Origin of the sequence: Lysobacter capsici (genome assembly GCF_014779555.2) — a bacterium.
Classification (GTDB): domain Bacteria; phylum Pseudomonadota; class Gammaproteobacteria; order Xanthomonadales; family Xanthomonadaceae; genus Lysobacter; species Lysobacter capsici.
Window position 1 is genome coordinate 5,198,024 of the sequence record NZ_CP094357.1, and the last position, 19,655, is coordinate 5,217,678.

17 protein-coding genes are annotated in these 19,655 nt (G+C 67.3%); 4 read left to right on the forward strand and 13 right to left on the reverse strand.

The window, feature by feature from the left end:
- Positions 1-79: 79 nt before the first annotated feature.
- From IEQ11_RS21480 to IEQ11_RS21510, 7 genes are all read right to left on the reverse strand, one after another.
- Complete coding sequence (locus IEQ11_RS21480) at positions 80-514, reverse strand: hypothetical protein (protein WP_191822239.1); 435 nt, start codon at positions 512-514, stop codon at positions 80-82.
- 128 nt (positions 515-642) lie between these two features.
- Positions 643-1,074 (reverse strand): hypothetical protein, encoded by a 432-nt coding sequence (locus IEQ11_RS21485; RefSeq protein WP_191822238.1) that lies wholly within the window; start codon positions 1,072-1,074, stop codon positions 643-645.
- A gap of 122 nt (positions 1,075-1,196) precedes the next feature.
- Positions 1,197-2,312 (reverse strand): rod shape-determining protein RodA, encoded by a 1,116-nt coding sequence (gene rodA, locus IEQ11_RS21490; RefSeq protein WP_191822237.1) that lies wholly within the window; start codon positions 2,310-2,312, stop codon positions 1,197-1,199.
- Positions 2,309-4,576, reverse strand: coding sequence for a penicillin-binding protein 2 (gene mrdA / locus IEQ11_RS21495; protein ID WP_057922677.1), 2,268 nt, complete (start codon positions 4,574-4,576; stop codon positions 2,309-2,311). Before mrdA ends, rodA begins: the two co-directional genes overlap by 4 nt.
- Before the next feature lies 1 nt (position 4,577).
- Positions 4,578-5,063 carry a rod shape-determining protein MreD gene (gene mreD, locus IEQ11_RS21500; RefSeq protein ID WP_046658017.1) on the reverse strand — a complete coding sequence of 162 codons (486 nt, stop codon included), beginning with the start codon at positions 5,061-5,063 and terminating at the stop codon, positions 4,578-4,580.
- The gene (gene mreC / locus IEQ11_RS21505; protein WP_191822236.1) at positions 5,060-6,325 is read right to left on the reverse strand and encodes a rod shape-determining protein MreC; all 1,266 of its coding nucleotides are present in this window, start codon (positions 6,323-6,325) and stop codon (positions 5,060-5,062) included. The genes mreD and mreC overlap by 4 nt, the downstream gene beginning before the upstream one ends.
- 174 nt (positions 6,326-6,499) lie before the next feature.
- Positions 6,500-7,546 carry a rod shape-determining protein gene (locus tag IEQ11_RS21510; RefSeq protein WP_046658019.1) on the reverse strand — a complete coding sequence of 349 codons (1,047 nt, stop codon included), beginning with the start codon at positions 7,544-7,546 and terminating at the stop codon, positions 6,500-6,502.
- Positions 7,547-7,909: 363 nt separating this feature from the next.
- Between IEQ11_RS21510 and IEQ11_RS21515 the strand changes: the two genes are divergently transcribed.
- Both IEQ11_RS21515 and IEQ11_RS21520 read left to right on the forward strand, forming a co-directional pair.
- Positions 7,910-8,842, forward strand: a complete 933-nt coding sequence (locus IEQ11_RS21515; RefSeq protein WP_036101619.1) for a carbohydrate kinase family protein — start codon at positions 7,910-7,912, stop codon at positions 8,840-8,842.
- A 371-nt stretch (positions 8,843-9,213) separates the two neighbouring features.
- Positions 9,214-10,779, forward strand: coding sequence for a M61 family metallopeptidase (locus IEQ11_RS21520; protein WP_191822235.1), 1,566 nt, complete (start codon positions 9,214-9,216; stop codon positions 10,777-10,779).
- Between the two features lie 108 nt (positions 10,780-10,887).
- On the opposite strand, the gene IEQ11_RS21525 is transcribed toward IEQ11_RS21520, so the two are convergent.
- The 5 genes from IEQ11_RS21525 to IEQ11_RS21545 all read right to left on the reverse strand — a co-directional run bounded on the left by IEQ11_RS21525 (position 10,888) and on the right by IEQ11_RS21545 (position 16,152).
- The gene (locus tag IEQ11_RS21525) at positions 10,888-11,655 is read right to left on the reverse strand and encodes a GH25 family lysozyme (protein ID WP_191822234.1); all 768 of its coding nucleotides are present in this window, start codon (positions 11,653-11,655) and stop codon (positions 10,888-10,890) included.
- An 85-nt stretch (positions 11,656-11,740) separates the two neighbouring features.
- Positions 11,741-12,319: a hypothetical protein gene (locus tag IEQ11_RS21530; protein WP_191822233.1), complete on the reverse strand. Its 579-nt coding sequence runs from the start codon at positions 12,317-12,319 to the stop codon at positions 11,741-11,743.
- A 137-nt stretch (positions 12,320-12,456) separates the two neighbouring features.
- Positions 12,457-13,188 carry a hypothetical protein gene (locus IEQ11_RS21535; RefSeq protein WP_228464718.1) on the reverse strand — a complete coding sequence of 244 codons (732 nt, stop codon included), beginning with the start codon at positions 13,186-13,188 and terminating at the stop codon, positions 12,457-12,459.
- The gene (locus tag IEQ11_RS21540) at positions 13,185-14,162 is read right to left on the reverse strand and encodes an alpha/beta fold hydrolase (RefSeq protein ID WP_191822232.1); all 978 of its coding nucleotides are present in this window, start codon (positions 14,160-14,162) and stop codon (positions 13,185-13,187) included. Before IEQ11_RS21540 ends, IEQ11_RS21535 begins: the two co-directional genes overlap by 4 nt.
- A 22-nt stretch (positions 14,163-14,184) precedes the next feature.
- Positions 14,185-16,152, reverse strand: a complete 1,968-nt coding sequence (locus tag IEQ11_RS21545) for a M1 family metallopeptidase (RefSeq protein WP_191822231.1) — start codon at positions 16,150-16,152, stop codon at positions 14,185-14,187.
- 354 nt (positions 16,153-16,506) lie between these two features.
- Between IEQ11_RS21545 and IEQ11_RS21550 the strand changes: the two genes are divergently transcribed.
- On the forward strand, positions 16,507-17,250 hold the full coding sequence (locus tag IEQ11_RS21550) for an SDR family NAD(P)-dependent oxidoreductase (protein WP_046658024.1): 744 nt from the start codon (positions 16,507-16,509) through the stop codon (positions 17,248-17,250).
- Between the two features lie 536 nt (positions 17,251-17,786).
- Here the strand turns inward: IEQ11_RS21550 and ubiE are convergent.
- Positions 17,787-18,548, reverse strand: a complete 762-nt coding sequence (gene ubiE / locus IEQ11_RS21555) for a bifunctional demethylmenaquinone methyltransferase/2-methoxy-6-polyprenyl-1,4-benzoquinol methylase UbiE (RefSeq protein ID WP_046658025.1) — start codon at positions 18,546-18,548, stop codon at positions 17,787-17,789.
- A gap of 229 nt (positions 18,549-18,777) precedes the next feature.
- Here ubiE and IEQ11_RS21560 point away from each other — a divergent pair, with 229 nt between their 5' ends.
- Entirely contained in the window at positions 18,778-19,260 is a 483-nt protein-coding gene (locus tag IEQ11_RS21560) for a GNAT family N-acetyltransferase (protein ID WP_191822230.1), read from the forward strand.
- Positions 19,261-19,655 lie beyond the last annotated feature (395 nt).

Consider the following 19,655-nt stretch of genomic DNA (forward strand, 5'->3'; position numbering starts at 1 on the left):
GTGGTCGCGGCTCGCGCCGCGCCTACAGGGGGCAGTGCGAGTTGCGCGGTTATGTGCGGTGTCGCGAAGGCGCTCGGCCTTACGGGTTGGCTGACACTGGCCTTGTTCTGCGCGATTCGGCGGCTGCGGCCGCTATCGACAGAGGCACGGCCGCCATCGCGGCCCAAGCGCCGAACGTGAGTCGGCCCCATACCCACCAAGCGCCGAGTACATACGCGGTTGCGAATGCCAGGCAAACCACCATCGCGAGGCGTGGCGCTCGCAGCAAGGCGACGATCGTCAGGATTCCGAGCACGCCTGCGCCCATCCACACCGTCTGCGCGATGGGGCCTGCGGCGTACAGGTTTTGAATCGCGGGGAACTGTTTGGGTAAGAAGCCGAGCAGCAGCCCAAGGCCGGTGGTGAGCGGGCCGAAGGAGAGGAAGGCTAGCAATGCGACGGCGAATTGGGTCGCCAGTGAGCGGCCGGGCTGCGGCGGTGGGGCGCCGTTGGGCGCGGGCTGCGGGGTGCTCATCGGATATCCCTATTCGGAACTTCAGGTTTGGGTGGTGTTGCGCTCTGACGCGGGTTGCGGCGTTGTTGCGGGTTCGCGGTCGCGGCTTGCGCCGCTCCTACGGGGGCGCTACGAGACTGCGCGCTGGCTTAGTTGTCGAACCAGAAGACCAGGCGCGTGGCGCCCAGGGTTTGGATGTCGCGCAGTTCCTGCAGGAAGTGGTCGTCGAGCAGTTCGCGGTAAGTGGACTCGGTGCAGCGGCGGTCGCGGCCGTGTTCGCCGAAGTACAGCGGCTGGTCGTAGTCGAAGGTCAGCAGTTCGTTGAGGGTCAGCCAGGAATGGGAGTGGCCGTCGATGCCCCGGTCGTCGGACTGCTGGCGCACGGTGGCGCTGACGTCGTACGGCAGACCGCGCGGTGAGCTGAGCGGAACGATGTTGGCCCAGTTGCGGACGCCGGCGAGGAAGGCGAAGCGGGTGTAGATGCGCGTACCCAACGGGTAGTCGTAGGGGTGCTGGGGGATTTCCACGTAGCGGCCTTGGTCGTCGCGGCGTTCGAGGTGGACGTGGATGTCGCAGCCCATGGTGGGGTCCTTGCGGTGGGTTGCTTGGGGGTGCGGCGTTGGTGTGGGGTCGCGGTCGCGGCTTGTGACCGAAGGAAATCCAGTAGGACGCCGCTCCTACAGGGGGTCATGCGGGATGCGCGTCAGCGGCCGCCGTGTACGGGTTTGTGGGCGCGTACGGCCATGACGACGCCTAGTCCTGCGAGCAACGATACAGCCGAGGTGCCGCCGTAGCTCAGCAGCGGCATCGGCACGCCGACCACCGGCAGCAGGCCGGAAATCATGCCGCCGTTGACGATGACGTAGACGAAGAACGCCAACCCCAACGCACCGGCGATCAGGCGCGAGTAGCCGTCACGCGCGTCGGCGGCGATCCACAGGCAGCGGCCTACGACGAACAGGTACAGGCCCAGCACGGTGATCACGCCGACCCAGCCGAATTCCTCGCTGAGCACGGCGAAGATGAAGTCGGTGGTGTGTTCGGGCAGGTAGTTGAGGTGCGACTGCGAGCCTTGCAGCCAGCCTTTGCCGGTCATGCCGCCGGCGCCGATCGCGATCTTGGACTGGATGATGTTCCAGCCGGTGCCCAGCGGGTCGGTCTCGGGGTTGAGGAAGGTCAGGATGCGGTCTTTCTGGTACGGGCGCAGCAGCCAGAACCAGGCGACGGGGGCGATCGCGGAGACGGCGCCGAACGCGGCGGCGAACCACCACCACGACAGGCCGGCGAGGTACAGGGCGAACGCGCCGCTGATGCCGACCAGCATCGCGGTGCCGAAGTCGGGTTGCAGCAGGATCAGCACGGTCGGTACGCCGATCAGCACGGCGGCGACGATCACGTTGAAGAATTTCGGCGGCAATGCCTGACGGTTGAGGTACCACGCCACCATCATCGGCAGGCTCAGCTTGAGCAGCTCGGCCGGCTGGAAGTAGAAAACTTTCAGGTCGATCCAGTGGCGGCCGTGCTTGCCGGTGCCGACCACCAGCACCAGCAGCAGCGGGATCATCGACACGGCGTAGATCACCGGGGTCCAGTTGCGCAGTTGCGGCATCGACATGCGCGACAGGCCCCACATCGCGGCCAGGCCGATGACGAAGCGCGAGCCCTGCGCGAGCACCATGCGCATGGAGTGTTCGCCGGCGCTGTACAGCACCGCCAGGCCGATCGCCATCAGCGCCAGCAACGCGGCGAGCATCATCAGGTCCAGCGTGCGGGTGAACCGCTGGGTCATGTCCCACAGGTAGCGCAGGATCACTCTCACCGGCGCGGTTCCGTGGTCGGCGCGGTGACCGGCGCCGCGTCGTCGTCGCTGGCCTCGGGGTCGAGGTCGGGTTCGATCAGCGCGTCGTCGCTGCGCGGCGCTTCGCTCGGCGTCTGGCTCGGCACGTAACCGGGCAAGGCCGGGCGCAGCATCGAGGGGCCTTGCAACACTTGCGGGGTGTGGCCGGGCTGGCTGGCGACGCGCGCGTTGATCTGCGCGACCGATTCGGCCCAGGCGCCGTTGACCGCGACGGGCCGGCCTTTCGGCGCGTCCTGTTCGGCCTGGGCGGCGGCTTCGCCGAGTTTGGAGGTGGCGCTGGGCTTGGGCGCGGCGCCGTTGGCGGCCAGCGGCGCGACGGTCGGCGCGGGTGCATCCTTCGGCACGATCGGTTCGGGCATCTTGCCGAGCAACCAGGCGTCGAAGATCTTGCGCGCGATCGGCGCGGCGGTGCTGCCGCCGTAGCCGCCATGTTCGACCACCACCGCGACCGCGATGGTCGGGTTGTCGGCCGGCGCGTAACCGACAAACAACGCCTGATGGCGCAGATGGAACGGCAGCGAATGCGGATTCATGCTGACGTTGCCCTTGCGGCTGACCTTCTGCGCGGTGCCGGTCTTGCCGGCCATGCGGTACGGCGCGCCGCGCGCCATCATCGTCGCGGTGCCGCGGCCGCCGTGGATGGTCGCTTCCATGCCTTCGTGCACGGCTTGCAGGTGCGCGGGGTTGTCGGTGATGCGGGTGGTGGGTTGCAGCACCTTGGGCACCCACGGCGATTCGTAACCGGTACGGATCTCGCGCACCAGATGCAACTGGCGCAGGTTGCCGCCGTCGGCGATCGCGGCGGTGCCGCGCGCGAGCTGCAGCGCGGTCACCACCCAATAGCCCTGGCCGATGCCGGCGATCACGGTCTCGCCCGGGTACCAGCCTTCCTTCTTGTTGCGCTTGGCCTTCCACGCCGGCGACGGCAGGATGCCGATGTTTTCGCCGAGCAGATCGATGCCGGTCTTCTGGCCGAAGCCGTAACGCGTCATGTACTGATCGACGCGGTCGATGCCCATCTCCAGCGCGAGCTTGTAGTAGTAGGTGTTGACCGACTGCGCGATCGACTCGCGCAGATCGACCCAGCCGTGGCCGCCGCCGTGCGAATCGCGATAGCCGCGCTTCTGCCCGGCGATGTGGAATTCGCCGGTCGATAGAGTCTTGTCTTCGGCGCGGCGGAAACCGCTGTCGAGGCCGGCCAACGCCATGAACGGTTTCATGGTCGAACCCGGCGGGCCGCCGCCGAGCACGTTGCGGTTGAACTGCGGCCGCGAGGGGTCGTCGTTGAGGGTCTTGTAGTCGACGCTGGAGATGCCGTTGACGAACAGATTGCTGTCGTAGCTCGGCAGGCTGACCATGCCCAGCACTTCGCCGGTGCGCGGATCGACCGCGACCGCCGAGCCGTCCATGTCGCCGAACGCGGTGACCATCGCGCGCTGCAGGTCCAGGTCGATGCTCAGGCGCAGGTCGGCGCCGGGCTTGGCCGGGACGTGGCCGACCTGACGGATCGGGCGGCCGTCGACGTTGGTTTCGATCTGCTCGTAGCCGATCTGGCCGCGCAGTTGTTCTTCGTAGGAGCGCTCCAGGCCGGTCTTGCCGGTGTGGGTCAGCACGCTGCGCCCCATCGCCTCCTGGTCCTTGGTGTCGATGCGGCCGACGTAGCCGATCACGTGCGCGAACAACTCGCCGTAGGGATAGCGGCGATTGAGGTAGGAGACCAGTTCGACGCCGGGGAAACGCCAGCGGTCGACCGCGAACGCGGCGACTTCTTCGTCGCTGACCCGCATCTTCAGGACGATGGGCTTGAACCCGCGCGAGGCGCGGCGTTCGTCTTCGAACCGCGCGATGTCCTCGGGCGTCAGCGCGACCACCTTGGCCAGCTGCGGCAACCAGTCTTCGCTGTCGCCGGCTTCGCTCGGGGTCACTTCGATCCGGAACGCGGGCACGTTGTCGGCCAGGATGCGGCCCTGGCGGTCGTAGATCAGGCCGCGGCCGGGCACCACCGGGCGCAGCTTGACCCGGTTGGCCTCCGAACGCATGGCGTAGTCGTCGTGCTGCCACACCTGCAGGCGGAAGTACCAGAAGCCCAGGCCGATCACCCCGATCAGCACGCAGGCGAAGGCGACGGCGGCGCGCAGGCGGAACTGGTCGGCCTCGGCCGCGGTGTTCTTCAACACCCGCTTTTTCAGCGGATGACGTCCGAGCAGGCGGCGGCGCGGGCCCATCTCAGCGTCTCCGCCAGCTGCCCAGACGCAGCGCGTCCAGCAGCAGGAAGATCAACGGCCACAGCACCATGCCGGTCAGCGGCGAGAACCAGAACGCCGACGGCAGCGCCGGTTCGCGCAGGACCATGTGGATGGCGGCGGTGACGATGCGGTCGTTGAGCATCAGACCGCCGACCGCGAGCGCCTGCTGCGACAGCGGGAAGAACCGCAGCCGCGCGCGGAAGCGCTGCAGGATGAAGGTCATCACCACCAGCCGCAGCGCCTGTTCGCCGAGCAGGCCGTCGGAGACCAAGTCGCCGGCCAGACCGACCAGAAACGCGAATCCCAGCCCGACCCGATCCGGGTCTTCGATCACCCAGTACGCGAGCACCAGCCCGACCCAATACGGCCGCAGCGGCAGCAGCACCTGCGGCATCGGCAGCAGGCTCAGCGCCAGCGCGACGACCAGGCTGGTCGGCAACACCCAATGGTGGCGGGCGCGGGTCACGGGCGGTTCTCGGCGGGCGGCGGTGCGGCGTCGCGCGTGGGCGCGGCGGCGGGTGGGCGGGGGGTGGTCGGCGCGGCTTGGGTGGGGCGCGATGCGGGCGCGTTCGCCGCCTGGCGCGGGTTGCGGCCGGCCGTGGCCGGATTGGCCGCGGCGCGCGAACCGTTCGCAGCGTTGCCTGCGGGTGCGTTGGCTGCGCTCGCGCCAGGACGCGTGGCGCCAGTGGCCGTGGACGCAGCAGCCGTATTAGTCGTCGCCGTGGCCGGCGGCTTGGATTTCCTGGCCTTGTGCTTGGCCGCCGCGACCGCCGCCGCGGCATCGGCCGCGGCGCGGGTCGCCGCGGCCTGCGCGGCCGGGCTCGACGCAGCCTGGGCTTCGGGCACGGCCGGCTGGGTGTCGAACTGGGTGGTGTCGGCCGGCGGCGGCGGGATCGACAGCAGCACCAGCACTTCGCGGCCGCGATCGAGCTGCGCGGCGGGTTTCACTTCGCCGACCAGGAACGCGCGGCTGTCATCAGGTTTAAGCGCGGCGATGGTGCCGACCGGGAAGCCCGGCGGAAAGCGTCCGCCCAGGCCCGAGGTCACCAGCATGTCGCCGACGCGCACGTCGCTGGACAGCGGCACGCTGCGCAGGTTGAGGCTGTCGCTGCGCCCTTCGCCGTACGCGACCAGACGCACGCCGTTGCGCGCGACCACCACCGGCACCGCATGCGAGGGGTCGGTGATCAATAGCACGCTGGCGTGCAGCGGGGTGATGCCGGTGATCTGGCCCAGCAGGCCGCCGGCATCGATCACGCTCTGGCCGACGCGCACCTTGTCGCGGCTGCCGGCGTCGAGCACGAGGCGCTGGCGGGTCGGATCGAGGTCGATATCGAGGATCGGCGCGAGGACCACATCCAGATTGCCGCGCTCGGCCGCTTCCAGCAGACCGCGCAAACGCAGGTTGTCCGCCGCGATCGACTGCAGCCGCGCCATGCGCGCCTGATTGACCAGCGCGTCGTTGCGCAGCTTGCGGTTTTCCTCGGTCAGCTGGCTCATGGTGCCGGCGTCGTCGCTGACCCGCTCGATCAGCCGCCCGGGCCAGCCGGCGACCGCCCACAGCGGCGCGACCAGGGTCGCGGTCTGCTTGCGCGCTTGATTGAGCCAGCCGCCGCGGTGATCGAGCACGATCAGGGTCAGCGCCAACGCCAGGTACGCCATCAGGCGCAACGTGTCGGCGACTTCGCCGCTACGGGCTGCGGTGGATGGACCGGCGTAGGGAGGCATGGGGGCCGGGAGTCGGGATTCGGGAGTCGGGATTCGTAAAAGCGAGAACGCAGCGACGGGTCGCTGCGCGCGCTTGCCAGGTAACTGCTGACACTAACGCCTGACGGCGAAGGGGAACCGGACGCGGCGAACGGGCTCTTACGATTCCCGACTCCCGATTCCCCATTCCCGGCCTCACTCTGGCGCGAAAAACTCGTTGCCGTGCATGTCGACCAGCTCCAGCGCGCGGCCACCGCCGCGGGCGACGCAGGTCAGCGGATCGTCGGCGACCTGCACGTGCAGGCCGGTTTCCTCGCTGATGAGACGGTCCAGGTCGCGCAGCAGCGCGCCGCCGCCGGTGAGCACGATGCCGCGCTCGGCGACGTCGGCGCACAGTTCCGGCGGGGTCTGCTCCAGCGCCAGCTTGATCGCCGCGACGATGCCGGCCAGCGGCTCGCGCAGCGCTTCGAGCACTTCGTTGGAGTTGATCCGCACCATCTTCGGCACGCCCTCGGCGAGGTTGCGGCCGGAGATCTCGATGGTCGCGGCGCGCTCCTGCGGGTAGGCGCAGCCGATTTCGAGCTTGATCCGCTCGGCCGTGGCTTCGCCGATCAGGGTGCCGTAGGTGCGGCGCACGTAGTTGATGATGGATTCGTCGAAGCGGTCGCCGCCGATGCGGACCGAGGCCGAGTAGACGATGCCGTTGAGCGCGATCACCGCGACCTCGGTGGTGCCGCCGCCGACGTCGACGACCATCGAGCCGCGCGCCTCGGTCACCGGCATGCCGGCGCCGATCGCCGCGGCCATCGGTTCTTCGATCAGGTAGACCTCGCGCGCGCCGGCCTCTTCGGCCGATTCCTTGATCGCGCGGCGCTCGACCTGGGTCGAGCCGCAGGGCACGCACACCAGCACGCGCGGGCTCGGGCGCAGGAAGCGCGATTTGTGCACCTTGCGGATGAAATGCTTGAGCATTTCCTCGGTGTAGGTGAAGTCGGCGATGACGCCGTCCTTCATCGGCCGGATCGTGGTGATGTGGCCGGGGGTGCGGCCGAGCATCTGCTTGGCCTCGCCGCCGACCGCCGCCACGGTCCGATTTCCGCCGATCAGCCGGTCCTGGCGCACTGCGACCACGGACGGCTCGTTCAGGACAATCCCTTGCCCGCGCACATAAATGAGGGTGTTGGCCGTGCCCAGGTCGATGGACAGGTCATTGGAGAACATGCCGCGAAACTTCTTGAACATCGGGGGATTGGGCCGTTAAAAGTTGGGGCGAGCGGGGGGCATAAGCCTAGCAACCGCCCCCCCTGCGAGCAAGGAAAATCAACGGTTTCGCTCGGCCTGCGCTATTCAGCAAGTGGGCCCGGATCGAGCCCGGCACCCCTGGGGATAACCCTAGGTCGCCGGTCGGTCGGCGGCCTGTCGCGGCCGGTTCCGGGGTCGGACGGGAACCGCCCGGTCGGGCCGCCGCGGGCCCCTCGCGGTGCCCGCCGGCGCCGGGCCGAGCGCAAAAAACTGGCCGCCCGCGCGCCCACCCGCTACCCTACGCCGCCGGGCGGTCTTTCACCGCCCGCTTTCGCATTCGCGACTTTTTCTTTTGGGGTGACCATGTCTGCACTGATTTGCGGCTCGCTGGCCTACGACACCATCATGGTGTTCCCGGACCAGTTCAAGAACCACATCCTGCCGGACAAGGTTCACATCTTGAACGTGTCGTTCCTGGTGCCGCGCATGCGCCGCGAATTCGGCGGCTGCGCCGGCAACATCGCGTACAACCTCAAGCTGCTGGGCGGCGATCCGATTCCGATGGCCACCGTCGGCCAGGATTTCGGTCCTTACCGCGAATGGTTCGAAGAACAGAAGATCCGCCTTGAGTGCGTCAAGGAAATCCCGGAGCTGTTCACGCCGCAGGCGTTCATCACCACCGATCACGACAACAACCAGATCACCGCGTTCCATCCCGGCGCGATGATGCGTTCGTACGAGAATCACGTGCGCGACGTGAAGGGCGTGACCTTCGGCATCGTCAGTCCCGACGGCCGCGAAGGCATGATCCAGAACGCCACCGAATTCGCCGAGCTGGGCATTCCCTTCATCTTCGATCCGGGCCAGGCGATGCCGTTGTTCAACGGCGAAGAACTGCGTCATTTCATCGAGCAGGCCGACTACGTCACCGTCAACGATTACGAGTCCAACCTGCTGCAAGAGCGCACCGGCTGGAGCGAGAGCGACATCGTCAAGCGCGTGAAGGCCTACATCACCACGCGCGGCCCGCACGGTTCGCAGATCCACACCGCCGAAAAGAGCTACGACATTCCGCCGGCGCACGAGCGCCGCGTGACCGATCCGACCGGCTGCGGCGACGCGTTCCGCGCCGGCCTGATCTTCGGCATCGAGAAGGGCTACGACTGGCTGACGATCGGCCGCATGGCCAATCTGATGGGCGCGTTGAAGGTCGAGCATCCGGGCACGCAGAACCAGCGCTTCGATTACGAAGAATTCGCCGAGCAGTTCCGTCAGCAGTTCGGATACGCGCTTTAAAGCCGGGAATCGGGAATGGGGAGTCGGGAATCGTTGAAGCGGATTCCGGCTTCGGCGTAGATCGCGATGCGTTGCAGACAATCCCGGCTTCGGCCGGGATTTTTGTTTGGGTCGTGCATCGGCGGTCGCGCGGGTGCGCAATCCGCGTGCAGAAGTGGCGCAAGCCGCGATGCGGACACTCGGTCGCTACCGGCGCAATGCTTCTTCGCGTGCTCATGGCCGCCGCTGCATGACGCCGTTGTCTCGGCTTAGAATCGATCCGGACAGTTCCAAATAGGCGAACGCGTTCCATCGCGATCGGGGTCGTTCGAACATCCAGCACGTCGCCTGCGAAACCTCCGCTCAACCGAACATCGCCGAGGAATCCACTCATGGAACGAGACATGCGCAGCCGCTTGTTCGGCTTGCTGATACTGGCCGTGCTGGCGCCGCTGGCGTCGGCCGCCGCTTCGCCGATTCCGATCGCGCTGCGCCTGGAGCGTCTGGATGCCGAACAAGGGCTCAGCCTGTCGCTGCGCACGCGCGGCGACAGCGACGGACGCACCACCTTCGCCAACGAGGACCAATGGGCCGACGTGCGCGACGCGCGCCGGCTCATCCGCGACTTGCGTGTCGAGGATGGGAGCGGACGCGCGTTGAGTGTCAGCCAGGACGCATCGGGCTGGACCGTGCGCCACGCGCCCGGCCAGCCGCTGACCGTGCGTTATCGCATCGCGCCCAGCGGCGCGTCCGTGCTCGGCGCCGAACCGATGGCGGTGCATCGGCCTATCGTGCAGGCCGGCATGCTGCATCTGGTCGGACACACCGCCCTGGTGCTGCCGACTGGCGCGCGCGACAGCGACACCATCGCGTTCGAGTTCGATGCGCGCGCTGTCGCCGACGACGCGCACTTCGCCTCTTCGTTCGGCCCCGGCGCTCGTCTCGCAACGACCCCGGTTCAACTTGCGAGGTTACGCGATAGCCTGTTCATTGGCGGCGCCATCCACTTGAGCACGCTCGACACCCGCGACGGCAAGATCGCAGTCGCGCTGTCGGCGATGGCGCCGGGCTTCGACCGTCGCGCTTTCGACGAGGATGTTCGCGCCGTGCTCGGCGGCGTGCGCGCGTTCTATCGCGACAGCCAGCCGTGGTTCCTGATCGGTCTGCATGGCGCGACAGGCGGCGAGGAAAAAGGCATCCGCATCGGCGGCGGCACCGGCCTGGAACGTGCGTTCACCACGTATATCGCGGCCGATTACGATCTGCGCGATCGCGACGAACGCGGTTTGTTGCGTTGGCTGCTGGCGCACGAGTACTCGCATCAATGGATCGGGCAGACGCTGCGGCTGTCGATCCAGGGCGACGAGCGCAAGGAGCCGCGCGGCTACTGGTTCACCGAAGGTTTCACCGAGTTCTTCGCCGTGCGCGTGCTGACCCGTGCCGGCCTGTTCGATTCGGCGCAGGCGCTGGATGCCTTCAACGAGCGCATCCTGCGTTACAACCTGGTCAAGCGTCGCGGGCTGGGCGCCGACGCGGCGGGCGATCGATTCTGGAGCGATCCCGATGCCGAGCAGCTGCTGTACCAACGCGGCTATCTGGCCGCATGGCAGGCCGAACTGTCGCTGCGGCGCGCCAGCGATGGACGGCGCGGACTCGACGACGTGCTGCAGGCCTTGATCCTCAAGGCGCGCAAGCAACCGGCGTACCGCGTCGACAACTCCGCCCTGATCGCCGCGATCACCGCGGGCATGTCGGCGGGCGACGCCGAGGTGTTCCGCCGTTTCGTGCTCGACGGCGGCGAATCGCCGTTGCGCGCCGCGGATTTCGCGCCTTGTCTGAGCGGGTACGTCCAGGGCGACGGCGCGGTGCTCGACGGGCGGCGTTTCGATGTCGCGCCGGGTACGGTGTTGCAGTACCGCCGAATCGACGGCGCCACGGCGGATTGCTTCAAGCACTGATGCGATGCGCGATGGCTTGCGAACGCAAGCCCAGCACCACCGCATTCCCCCTGCCCGGCCGTCGGCGACGCCGTGCCGGGACAGCCTGAGCGGCGATCATCCCTTCACTTAAGGCGCCTGCTTGTCCGTCTCGGTACCTGCGCGCGGCTGCGACGGCGCCACGCTGTCGCGCCAGCGCGCGAACGCGGCCGCGTCGCCGTCGAACACGTTCAGATCCACCGGACCGACGATGCCCGCGACCCGCGCGCGGTTGTGGTACTGCCACAGCACCCACGGCGCGCTCGCATCGGGCGCGCGCACGATGGCGCGTCGCCACAACGCGCGCGGCGGCAACGCTTGACGATACGCGGCCAGGAATTCGGGCGTGACGTACAGCAGCGCCGGCTTCGCATACGCCTGTTCGACCGCTTGCAGGTAGGCGTCGAGTTCGCGGCGCAAGGTCGCGTCGTCCGGGGTCTTGCCGCAGTTGCCGCCGAACTCCAGGTCCACCGCCGGCGGCAAGGCGTCGGCGGCGACCGGCACCGCGCCGATGAAGTTGCGCGCCTGCTCGGCGCCGCCGCGGCAGAAGGTGAAGAAGTGGTACGCGCCGGTGGCGATGCCGGCCGCTCGCGCGGCGCGCCAGTTCTCGGCGAAACGCCGGTCGCGGTGGTCGCCGCCTTCGCTGGCCTTGAGATAGGCGAAGGCGACGTCGTCGCGCGCGACCGCGGGCCAGTCGATCGCGGCTTGATGGTGCGATACGTCGATGCCGCGCAAGGGAAAGCGTTCGCGATCGGGTTGCCAGTGCAGGAACAGCCACCAGGCCGTGGCCACACCCAGGGCCGCGAGCAGGATCAGCGCGGCGATCCACAGGGCGATTCGCACGATGCGTTGCTTCACGGCCGCGTTCCGTCGTAAATCACCCGCGCTGTTTCAGCGATCGGCAACGGCATCGCCGATCCCGTTGCGTGACCGAAAAGCGAACTCATTCTTCCGACGGTCCCCACGATGCTTTCGCCAGCGGGATCCGCGCCTTGCGCAGGATCGCGTTCAATGCGGCCTGACTGCCCATCGAGTAGGTCTGGCCGTCGGAGCTGTTTTCCTCGTCGCCGTCGATGACGACCCGAACCTGTCCGCACTGGTAGCACAACAGCACGTCATAGCGCTTTCCGCCCGATACGAACGCGACGCCGTGCCGGTACTCGGGATGACACATAGAAGCGTAGCCGGGAATTTTCCCGAGCGATTCGCGCAAGGCCCTCATCATCTGACTGCGATCGTTCTTGGCCTTCACCGCGACCTTGCCGAGCACCTTGTTGCCGGACAGACAGTCGCCGCGCTTGCACCACTCGTCTTGACTGCGCTCCAGGATTTCTTCGTTGCGCTTTTGCGCGGCGATGTACTTGGCGCTGCCGCGAGCGCCCTCGACCGGCGGCAAGTCCGGAGGCACATAGGGCTGCAACGAGTACAACGTCAACGCGCCGTCCATCACAGCCAACGCGGCCAGCGCGCGGCCGCGCGGCGAGTCGCGTTGCGGCGGTTGCGGCACATCGGGCCGCTCCATGCCGCGTTCCCCAACGACCTTGCTGACTTCGAATTTTTCGCGCTTTCCCTCAGCGGCGTCGGCACGCCCGGCCAAAAAAATCGCGGAAACCATCAGGCCGAACATCGCTAAACCCCAAGCGCCGCGCATGCCCGCCCTCACTTCCAACCCGGCAACTTATCCTGCTTCAACCCGCCGACCTCGAACGTCGCCGTGCGCGTGCCGCCGGCCTTGACCGGGAACTCGATGGTCAGCTCCTTGGCCTTGTCGAGCATGCGCCACAGGCCGCGTTCGTCCTCGATGAACATCGCGATCGCTTCGTCGGTCTTCGGCCGGCGCCCTGCCATGGTCTTGATCTTGCCGTCGATGCCGACCTTGAGCTTGCAGCCGCCGTAGCAATTGAAATCGCCGACCTGCAGCACGAGGTAGCTGCTGCGGCCCCAATCGGGATGATCGCGGAAGATCAGCTGCACCGGTCGCGGCGTGCGGCCGTCGGTTTCGACGTTGGCCTTCGCGTACAGCGACGCCGACAGCTGGGTGCCGTCCTTGCCCTTGTCAGTCTTGACCGGCGTGCTCATGTACGACCACAGCGATTCGACCCGGCGTTGCTCGCGCGCGAGCTTGGCCTTGCCCTGCGCTTGTTCGTACAGCGGCCGCACCCGGTCGGCGGTCGGCGTGCCCGGATACTTGGAGGTGACGATCTCGCCGTAGGCCGCGGCCATTTCCCAGTTCTGCTGACCGTAGGCGCCGTCGAAATCCTTGGCCGCGGTCGCCGCGGCCTGTTCCTGCTGCGCGGCCTTGGCCGCTTCGGCGATCTTGGGATCGGGCTTTTCGCAGGCGCTCAGGATCATCGCGGCGGCGAGCAGCAAGGTGGCGGTACGGGTATTCATCGTGCTTGGCCCTTGTCTATCAGTTGGGTCACGGCCTGCGCGGCCGCATCGGGACGTTCGACGATCGACATGTGGCCGCAACCGTCGAGCAATACGCGCTGCGCCTGCGGCAGTTGCGCGGCGTACAACTCCAGCGCGCTGGCATCGATCACCGCGTCCTGCCGGCACCATAGCAGCAGCGCCGGCTGGGCGATGCGCGCGGCCTCGATGCCCGGCAGGAAACGTTCGTCGCTACGACCGATCTTGTCGAGCACGGATTGCTCGAAGGCTGCATCGCGTTTGCGTCGCTCGATGTAGATGCCGTCGGCCGGCCACGGGATCGTCGGTTTGGTAAGCGGATCGTGGAACACGGTGTCGATGTAGCGTCGCAAGGATGCCGCGTCGTCGACCGCGAACGGGTTCTTGCCGTCCAGCACCTCGATGCCGAACCGGTTGTCCTTGAAGCGCACGCCGGCCGCGTCGAACAGACCGACCCGATCGACCTGACGCGGATGCCGCGCGGCGGTCAGCGCGACGATGCCGCCGCCCATCGAATGGCCGAGCAGCACGATCGGGCTGCCGTTCTTGCGCGCGACCTGCTCGATGAAGCGCGCGACGCGGTCGTTCTGGGCGACGAAACCGTAATCCCCGCCCTGCTTGCGCTCGCTCTCGCCCCAGCCCGGCAGATCCGGAATGAAGAGGCGATAGCGGCCGCGCAGGCGCTGCGCGAGCGGATACCAGTTTTCCTTGCCGCCGGTGAAGCCATGGATCATGACGACGGTCGGCGCGTTCGCCGGCGCATCGTCGTTGTAGGCGTAGACCCAGCGGTGATCGTCGATCCTGGCCGCGTTGCGGGTCAGCCCGGCGGCGATGCGCTGGCGGGCGAAATCGGCCAGCACGACGCGGTACGGGTCCCACCACAACCACGCGAATACCGCGCACAACAAAACGGCCGCCACCAGGGCGACCGTCTTGATGATGCCTCGCAGGCTCATGCGCTTGCGCTACCGGACCGGCTTACTGCCCGGCCGCCGACGGCTGCGCCGGCTCCTTGGCATTGGCGATCGTCGCCTCGACCGAGGCGGTGGTGATCGGGTGATAACCCGGCTTGGCCTTGGCGAACGTGTCCTCGGCCAGCTTCAGGCCTTCGGGCGTTTTCACCAGTTCGCCGTAGGTCGGCATGATCAGCTTGCGCCGGCCGATCGTGGTGAGGAACGCGGCGATGGCCTGATCGGCCTGGTGATAGCCGCTGCGCACCGCCAACGGATACCAGCGCTGGGCGATCTCTCCGTTCGGCGTGCCGGTGAACTTGTACGCCGCATCCAGCGCGGTGAGCTGCTCGACGCTGAGTTTTTCCGGCATGCCTTCGATGAAATGCACCCATTCCTGGGTGGTCCACTTCGCGGTCAGCGCCTTGTCCGGCAATGCGCCGCCGTCGACCCAGGTCTTGCGCGCGGCATCGACCGCGTCGAAGCGCGGCGACACCGTGGCCGGCGCCGACTTCGGAATGCCCGGGCCGTAGATCCATTCGTCCAGTTCGGCTTCGCTGACCTTGCCCGGATGCTTGGCGAGCAGGTTGGCCTTGGCGTAGTCGACGAACTGCTTGGTCGAGATGCTCTGGAACGCGAAGTGATTGAAGTAGTCGCGCAGGAACGGATCGAACACCTCGCGGCCGTAGCGCTGTTCGAGGAACTGCAGGAACCACGCGCCCTTGGTGTACACCGTCGCGCTGCTGGCTTCGTCCGGGTCCTTGAGCACGCCGGGCTTGAGCGCCAGCGCCTGCAGCTTGGGATCGATGGTCTTGAACTCGGCGGCCAGTTCGTTGCGGCCGATCACGCTCTCCATGTCGGAGCGCTCCTTGCCGTACAGCGCCTCGACGATGCGGTTCTCGACGTAGCTGGTGAAGCCTTCGTTGAGCCAGGCGTCCTTGCTGCTGCTGAAGGTGACCAGGTTGCCCGACCAGCTGTGCGCCAGCTCATGCGCGACCAGCGACACCAGCGACTTGTCGCCGACGATCACCGTCGGCGTGGCGAAGGTCAGGCGCGGGTTCTCCATGCCGCCGTACGGGAACGACGGCGGCAGCACCAGGATGTCGTAACGCTCCCAGCGGTAGGGGCCGTACAACTTCTCGGTGGTCTCCATCATCTTTTCGGTGTCGACGAATTCGGTCGCGGCCTTCTTGACCATGCCCGGCTCGGCCCACACGCCGCTGCGGTTGGAGATCGGCTGGAACACCAGATCGCCGGCCGCGATCGCCAGCAGATACGACGGGATCTTCTGCGGCATCTTGAATTCGTAGTCGCCGTCGCGCGCGGCCTTGGGATCGTTGTCGGCGCTCATCAGCACCATCGCGTCCTTCGGCGCGGTGACATGCGCGGTGTAGGTGAAGCGCACGCTCGGCGTATCCTGCAACGGCACCCACGAACGCGCGTGGATCTGCTGCGACTGGCTGAACATGAAGGGCGTTTTCTTGCCCTGGGTCATCGACGGCTCGAGCCACTGCAGGCCCGATGCGTTCGGCGAGGTCGCGTAGCTCACGCGGATGCGCTTGTTGCGGTCCGGCGCTTCGATGGTGAGCTTGCTGCCGAGGGTCTTGTCGGCGTCGGCCACGGCGTACTTGAGGTCGACCCACTTGCCGTCGTCGCGCTCGCCGACGATCTTTTCGATCTTCAGATCGCGCGTGTCGAGCACGAGCTGGCTGGCCTTCGGATCGGTCCATTGCAGGGTGTAGGTCGCGCTGCCGGTCAGGGTCTTGCTGGCGAAATCGACCGCGAGCAGCAGGGCCAGATCGTCGATGCGCACCAGATCGGGCTGGGCGTAGGAATGCTCGTCGCGGTCGGCCGCGGCTACGGCGGTGTCGGTCACTTTGGCCTCCGGCGTCGCGGTGGTCTTGGAAGCGTCGGCGGCCGGCGCGGCATCGCGCGAGCAACCGGCGGCGGCGGTCAGGGCCGCGACAAGGCAAACGGTCAGGATCGAGGTACGCATGGAAAACCACGGCAGCGGGTGAGGTCCCGAGTGTAGCGCCTCGCCCCGGGGCTGGGCTTGTGCATGTTGGCAGGTCGCGGGGACGGGTCGCGGCGGGTTGTGTCGCAAGCGATACAGCGACCTTGCCGGTAACGCGTCGGCCCACGCGCGCTCCCACAACCTTTGCGAAGCGACGAGTTTTTTTCGGGTGGGGCTTCAGCCCCGACGCTTTCCGCTCCGAAGCGACGAAATTCACAGAACCGAATCGGCTCACCCCACGACCGCGATACGCATCGTCCTGACCGCCCCCGCTGCGCAACGGTCGCGACCGGGCTAGCGTGGGCGCCCTACTCCCATCTTCTGGAACCCTTCGACATGAGCCTTCCCCTCGCAGGAAAAGTCGCCCTGGTCACCGGCGGCAGCCGCGGCATCGGCGCGGCGATCGCCAAGCGCCTGGCCGACGACGGCGCCGACGTGGTGCTGACCTATGCGCGCGCGGCCGACCAAGCCAACGCGGTCGCCCAGCACATCCAGGCCGGCGGCCGCCGCGCGCTCGCACTGGCCGCCGACAGCGCCGATCCGCAGGCGGTGATCGCCGCGGTCGAACGCACGGTGGCCGAGTTCGGCCGCATCGACATCGTGGTCAACAACGCCGGCGTGTTTGCCTACGGTCCGTTTGAGGACGAAAGCGCCGAGAGCTACGAGCGGGTGATGGCGATCCATGTGCGCGCACCGTTCGTGGCCGCGCAGGCCGCGTCCAGACATCTGCCGCGCGGCGGCCGCATCATCACCATCGGCAGTTGCCTGGGCGAGCGCGTCGGCGCGCCGGGCATGACGCTGTATTCGATGAGCAAGGCCGCGGTGATCGGCATGAGCAAGGGTCTGGCGCAGGACCTGGGCAAGCGCGGCATCACCGTCAACGTGGTCCAGCCCGGCCCGGTCGATACCGACATGAACCCGGCCGACGGCGAAGGCGCCGACCACCAGCGCGCCGGCCTGCCGCTGGGCGAATTCGGCCGCGCCGAGGATGTTGCCGCGACGGTGGCGCATCTGGCCGGGCCGGGCGGGAATTTCATTACGGGTACGGCGATTTCGGTGGATGGTGGGTTTTCGGCGTGAGGTGGCGGATGCGGGTCGCTTGGTGAGGCAGTGAGGCCTCGTAGCCAAGATAACGGCCCTCAGACTGCTCTTTACTTCACGTACCCGCTTCCTTCCAGAACGTCATTCCCGCGAACGCGGGCTCCGCTTTACTTCGGCGCAGCCGAACATCCAGTGCCTTTAACCGTAGCTGCACGAAAGTCGCTGGATTCCCGCGTTCGCGGGAATGACGATTTGAGAGTTACGTCAGTTGTCATAACTACGCGTGGGACGCGCCGCCTTTGCTCGTCATCCCCGCGCAGGCGGGGATCCAGAGACTTCAGAGCCATGCCGCGGTGAAGCCCTGGATGTTCGGCTGCGCCGAAGTAAAGCGGAGCCCGCCTTCGCGGGAATGACGGGCTTGAAGGTTCACAAGTCAAACCGGCCTATGCGATGAGGCCGGAAAGAGGCGGCAAACCGGGTACGCGATACACCCGATACGCGACAAAACAGGAGCAACGCTCTCGAACGGTCGCCCGGCGTATGCCTGCGCACCGTCGCCGGCGCCGCCGATGGCGTTACGCCTTGTAGCCGGTATGAATCGCGCAAATCCCCGCGCTCAGATTCTTGTAATCCACCCGCGCGAAACCGGCGTCGACCATCATCTGCTTGAGCTCGTCCTGCGGCGGATGCTTGCGGATGCTCTCGGACAGATAGCGATAGCTCTCGCTGTCGTTCGCGAACAGCTTGCCCAGGCGCGGCAGCACGTTGAACGAGTGGAAATCGTAGATCGGCTTGAACCACTCGGCCTTCACTTCGGAAAATTCGAGCACGCGCGCCTGGCCGCCGACCTTGAGCACACGCAGCATCTCGCGCAGCGCGGCGTCCTTGTCGGTGACGTTGCGCAGGCCGAAGGCGATGGTGACCAGATCGAAGCTCGCGTCCGGGAACGGCAGCGACTCGGCATTGAGCTGCACGTATTCGAACCCCGACACGCGACCGCGATCGGTCATGCGGTCGCGGCCGACCCGCAGCATGTCCTGGTTGATGTCGCCCAGCACGATCACGCCGCGGTCGCCGACCCGGTCGCGCAGCAGCGCGGCGATGTCGCCGGTGCCGCCGGCCAGATCGAGCACGCGGTCGCCGCGGCGGACCTGCGCGGTGGCGGTGAAATAGCGCTTCCAGACCCGGTGGATGCCCAGGCTCATCAGGTCGTTCATCAGGTCGTAGTTGCTGGCGACCGAGGAGAACACTTCGCCGACCAGCTTGCGCTTTTGCTCGCGCGGAACGTCGCGGAAACCGAAGTGGGTGGTGTCGGGCTTGGGGGTGGATTCGCTCATGGGCCGATTATCGCACGCGGCGGCGCGAGCGGCAGGTGAGGCGGTTTGCCGCGCCGGGGCGGTATCGCGGCCCTGCCCTGGCCCGCACCGGCGGTTTTTTGCGGGCACGGCCGCAGCCCCGCAGCGGCCCGGTCCGGCGCGGCGATCCGGGCCGGAGGCGTCGTGATCGAGCCCCTTCGGCCAGACCGCCGTCCCCGTCGCTTCCGCGAAGTTTTGGCATCATCCCGCCATGACCGCGAACCTGACCTGGCAGAGCAAGCCCTACGCCGAACTGAGCCTGGACGAGTTGTACGAGCTGCTGCGCCTGCGCGCGGAAGTGTTCGTGATCGAACAGAACTGCGTGTACCTCGATCCCGACGGCAAGGACCGCCATCCGCAGGCCCTGCATCTGTTCGGGCGCGACGCCGACGGCACCCTCGCCGCCTATCTGCGGATCCTGCCGCCCGGATTGAGTTTTCCGCAGGTCAGTTTCGGCCGCGTGCTGACCGCCGCGAGCCATCGCGGACGCGGCGTCGGCGGGCCGATGCTGGAAGCGGCGCTGCGCGAAATCGATCGGGTCTGGCCGGGCGCGGATATCCAGATCGGCGCGCAGGCGCATCTGCTGGGTTATTACGGGAGGTACGGGTTCGAGCCGTCGTCGGAGCCCTACGACGAAGACGGGATTCCACATGTCGATCTGTTGCGGCGCGGGCGGGGTGCGGGGTTGGGTTGAGAGCGGTTTTGCGCGACGTCGCTGTGCGTAACTGCGGTTTCAGTCCGTTTCCTACCAATCCTCGCTTCGAATCTCTCAACCCGTCATTCCCGCGAGTCTCTCAGTCCGTCATTCCCGCAAGTCTCTCAGCCCGCCCTTTCCCGCGAATCTCCCAGCCCGTCATTCCCGCGAACGCGGGAATCCAGTGACTTTCGGGCAAGGGCGATGCATTGACGGATGGCGAGTGGCGATCCATTCGAAGTAAGCGCGGCGACGTTTCAAGCCGCTGGATTCCCGCGTTCGCGGGAATGACGGGCCGGAGGTGCGATCGCCTCATCAACGTCCCCCGCACTCGACCTATCAGCGCCCCCGCATTCGCCCACACCAGCGCACCCCGCACTCGACCCGGCGCCGCG

Coding starts and splice junctions, on each gene's coding strand:
- mreC (WP_191822236.1), bottom strand. CDS start 6,325: ATGCCTCCCTACGCCGGTCCATCCACCGCAGCCCGTAGCGGCGAAGTC.
- IEQ11_RS21545 (WP_191822231.1), bottom strand. CDS start 16,152: ATGCGTACCTCGATCCTGACCGTTTGCCTTGTCGCGGCCCTGACCGCC.
- IEQ11_RS21485 (WP_191822238.1), bottom strand. CDS start 1,074: ATGGGCTGCGACATCCACGTCCACCTCGAACGCCGCGACGACCAAGGC.
- IEQ11_RS21560 (WP_191822230.1), top strand. CDS start 18,778: ATGACCGCGAACCTGACCTGGCAGAGCAAGCCCTACGCCGAACTGAGC.
- IEQ11_RS21510 (WP_046658019.1), bottom strand. CDS start 7,546: ATGTTCAAGAAGTTTCGCGGCATGTTCTCCAATGACCTGTCCATCGAC.
- IEQ11_RS21550 (WP_046658024.1), top strand. CDS start 16,507: ATGAGCCTTCCCCTCGCAGGAAAAGTCGCCCTGGTCACCGGCGGCAGC.
- IEQ11_RS21530 (WP_191822233.1), bottom strand. CDS start 12,319: ATGGAGCGGCCCGATGTGCCGCAACCGCCGCAACGCGACTCGCCGCGC.
- ubiE (WP_046658025.1), bottom strand. CDS start 18,548: ATGAGCGAATCCACCCCCAAGCCCGACACCACCCACTTCGGTTTCCGC.
- IEQ11_RS21540 (WP_191822232.1), bottom strand. CDS start 14,162: ATGAGCCTGCGAGGCATCATCAAGACGGTCGCCCTGGTGGCGGCCGTT.
- IEQ11_RS21535 (WP_228464718.1), bottom strand. CDS start 13,188: ATGAATACCCGTACCGCCACCTTGCTGCTCGCCGCCGCGATGATCCTG.
- IEQ11_RS21480 (WP_191822239.1), bottom strand. CDS start 514: ATGAGCACCCCGCAGCCCGCGCCCAACGGCGCCCCACCGCCGCAGCCC.
- mrdA (WP_057922677.1), bottom strand. CDS start 4,576: ATGGGCCCGCGCCGCCGCCTGCTCGGACGTCATCCGCTGAAAAAGCGG.
- IEQ11_RS21515 (WP_036101619.1), top strand. CDS start 7,910: ATGTCTGCACTGATTTGCGGCTCGCTGGCCTACGACACCATCATGGTG.
- IEQ11_RS21520 (WP_191822235.1), top strand. CDS start 9,214: ATGGAACGAGACATGCGCAGCCGCTTGTTCGGCTTGCTGATACTGGCC.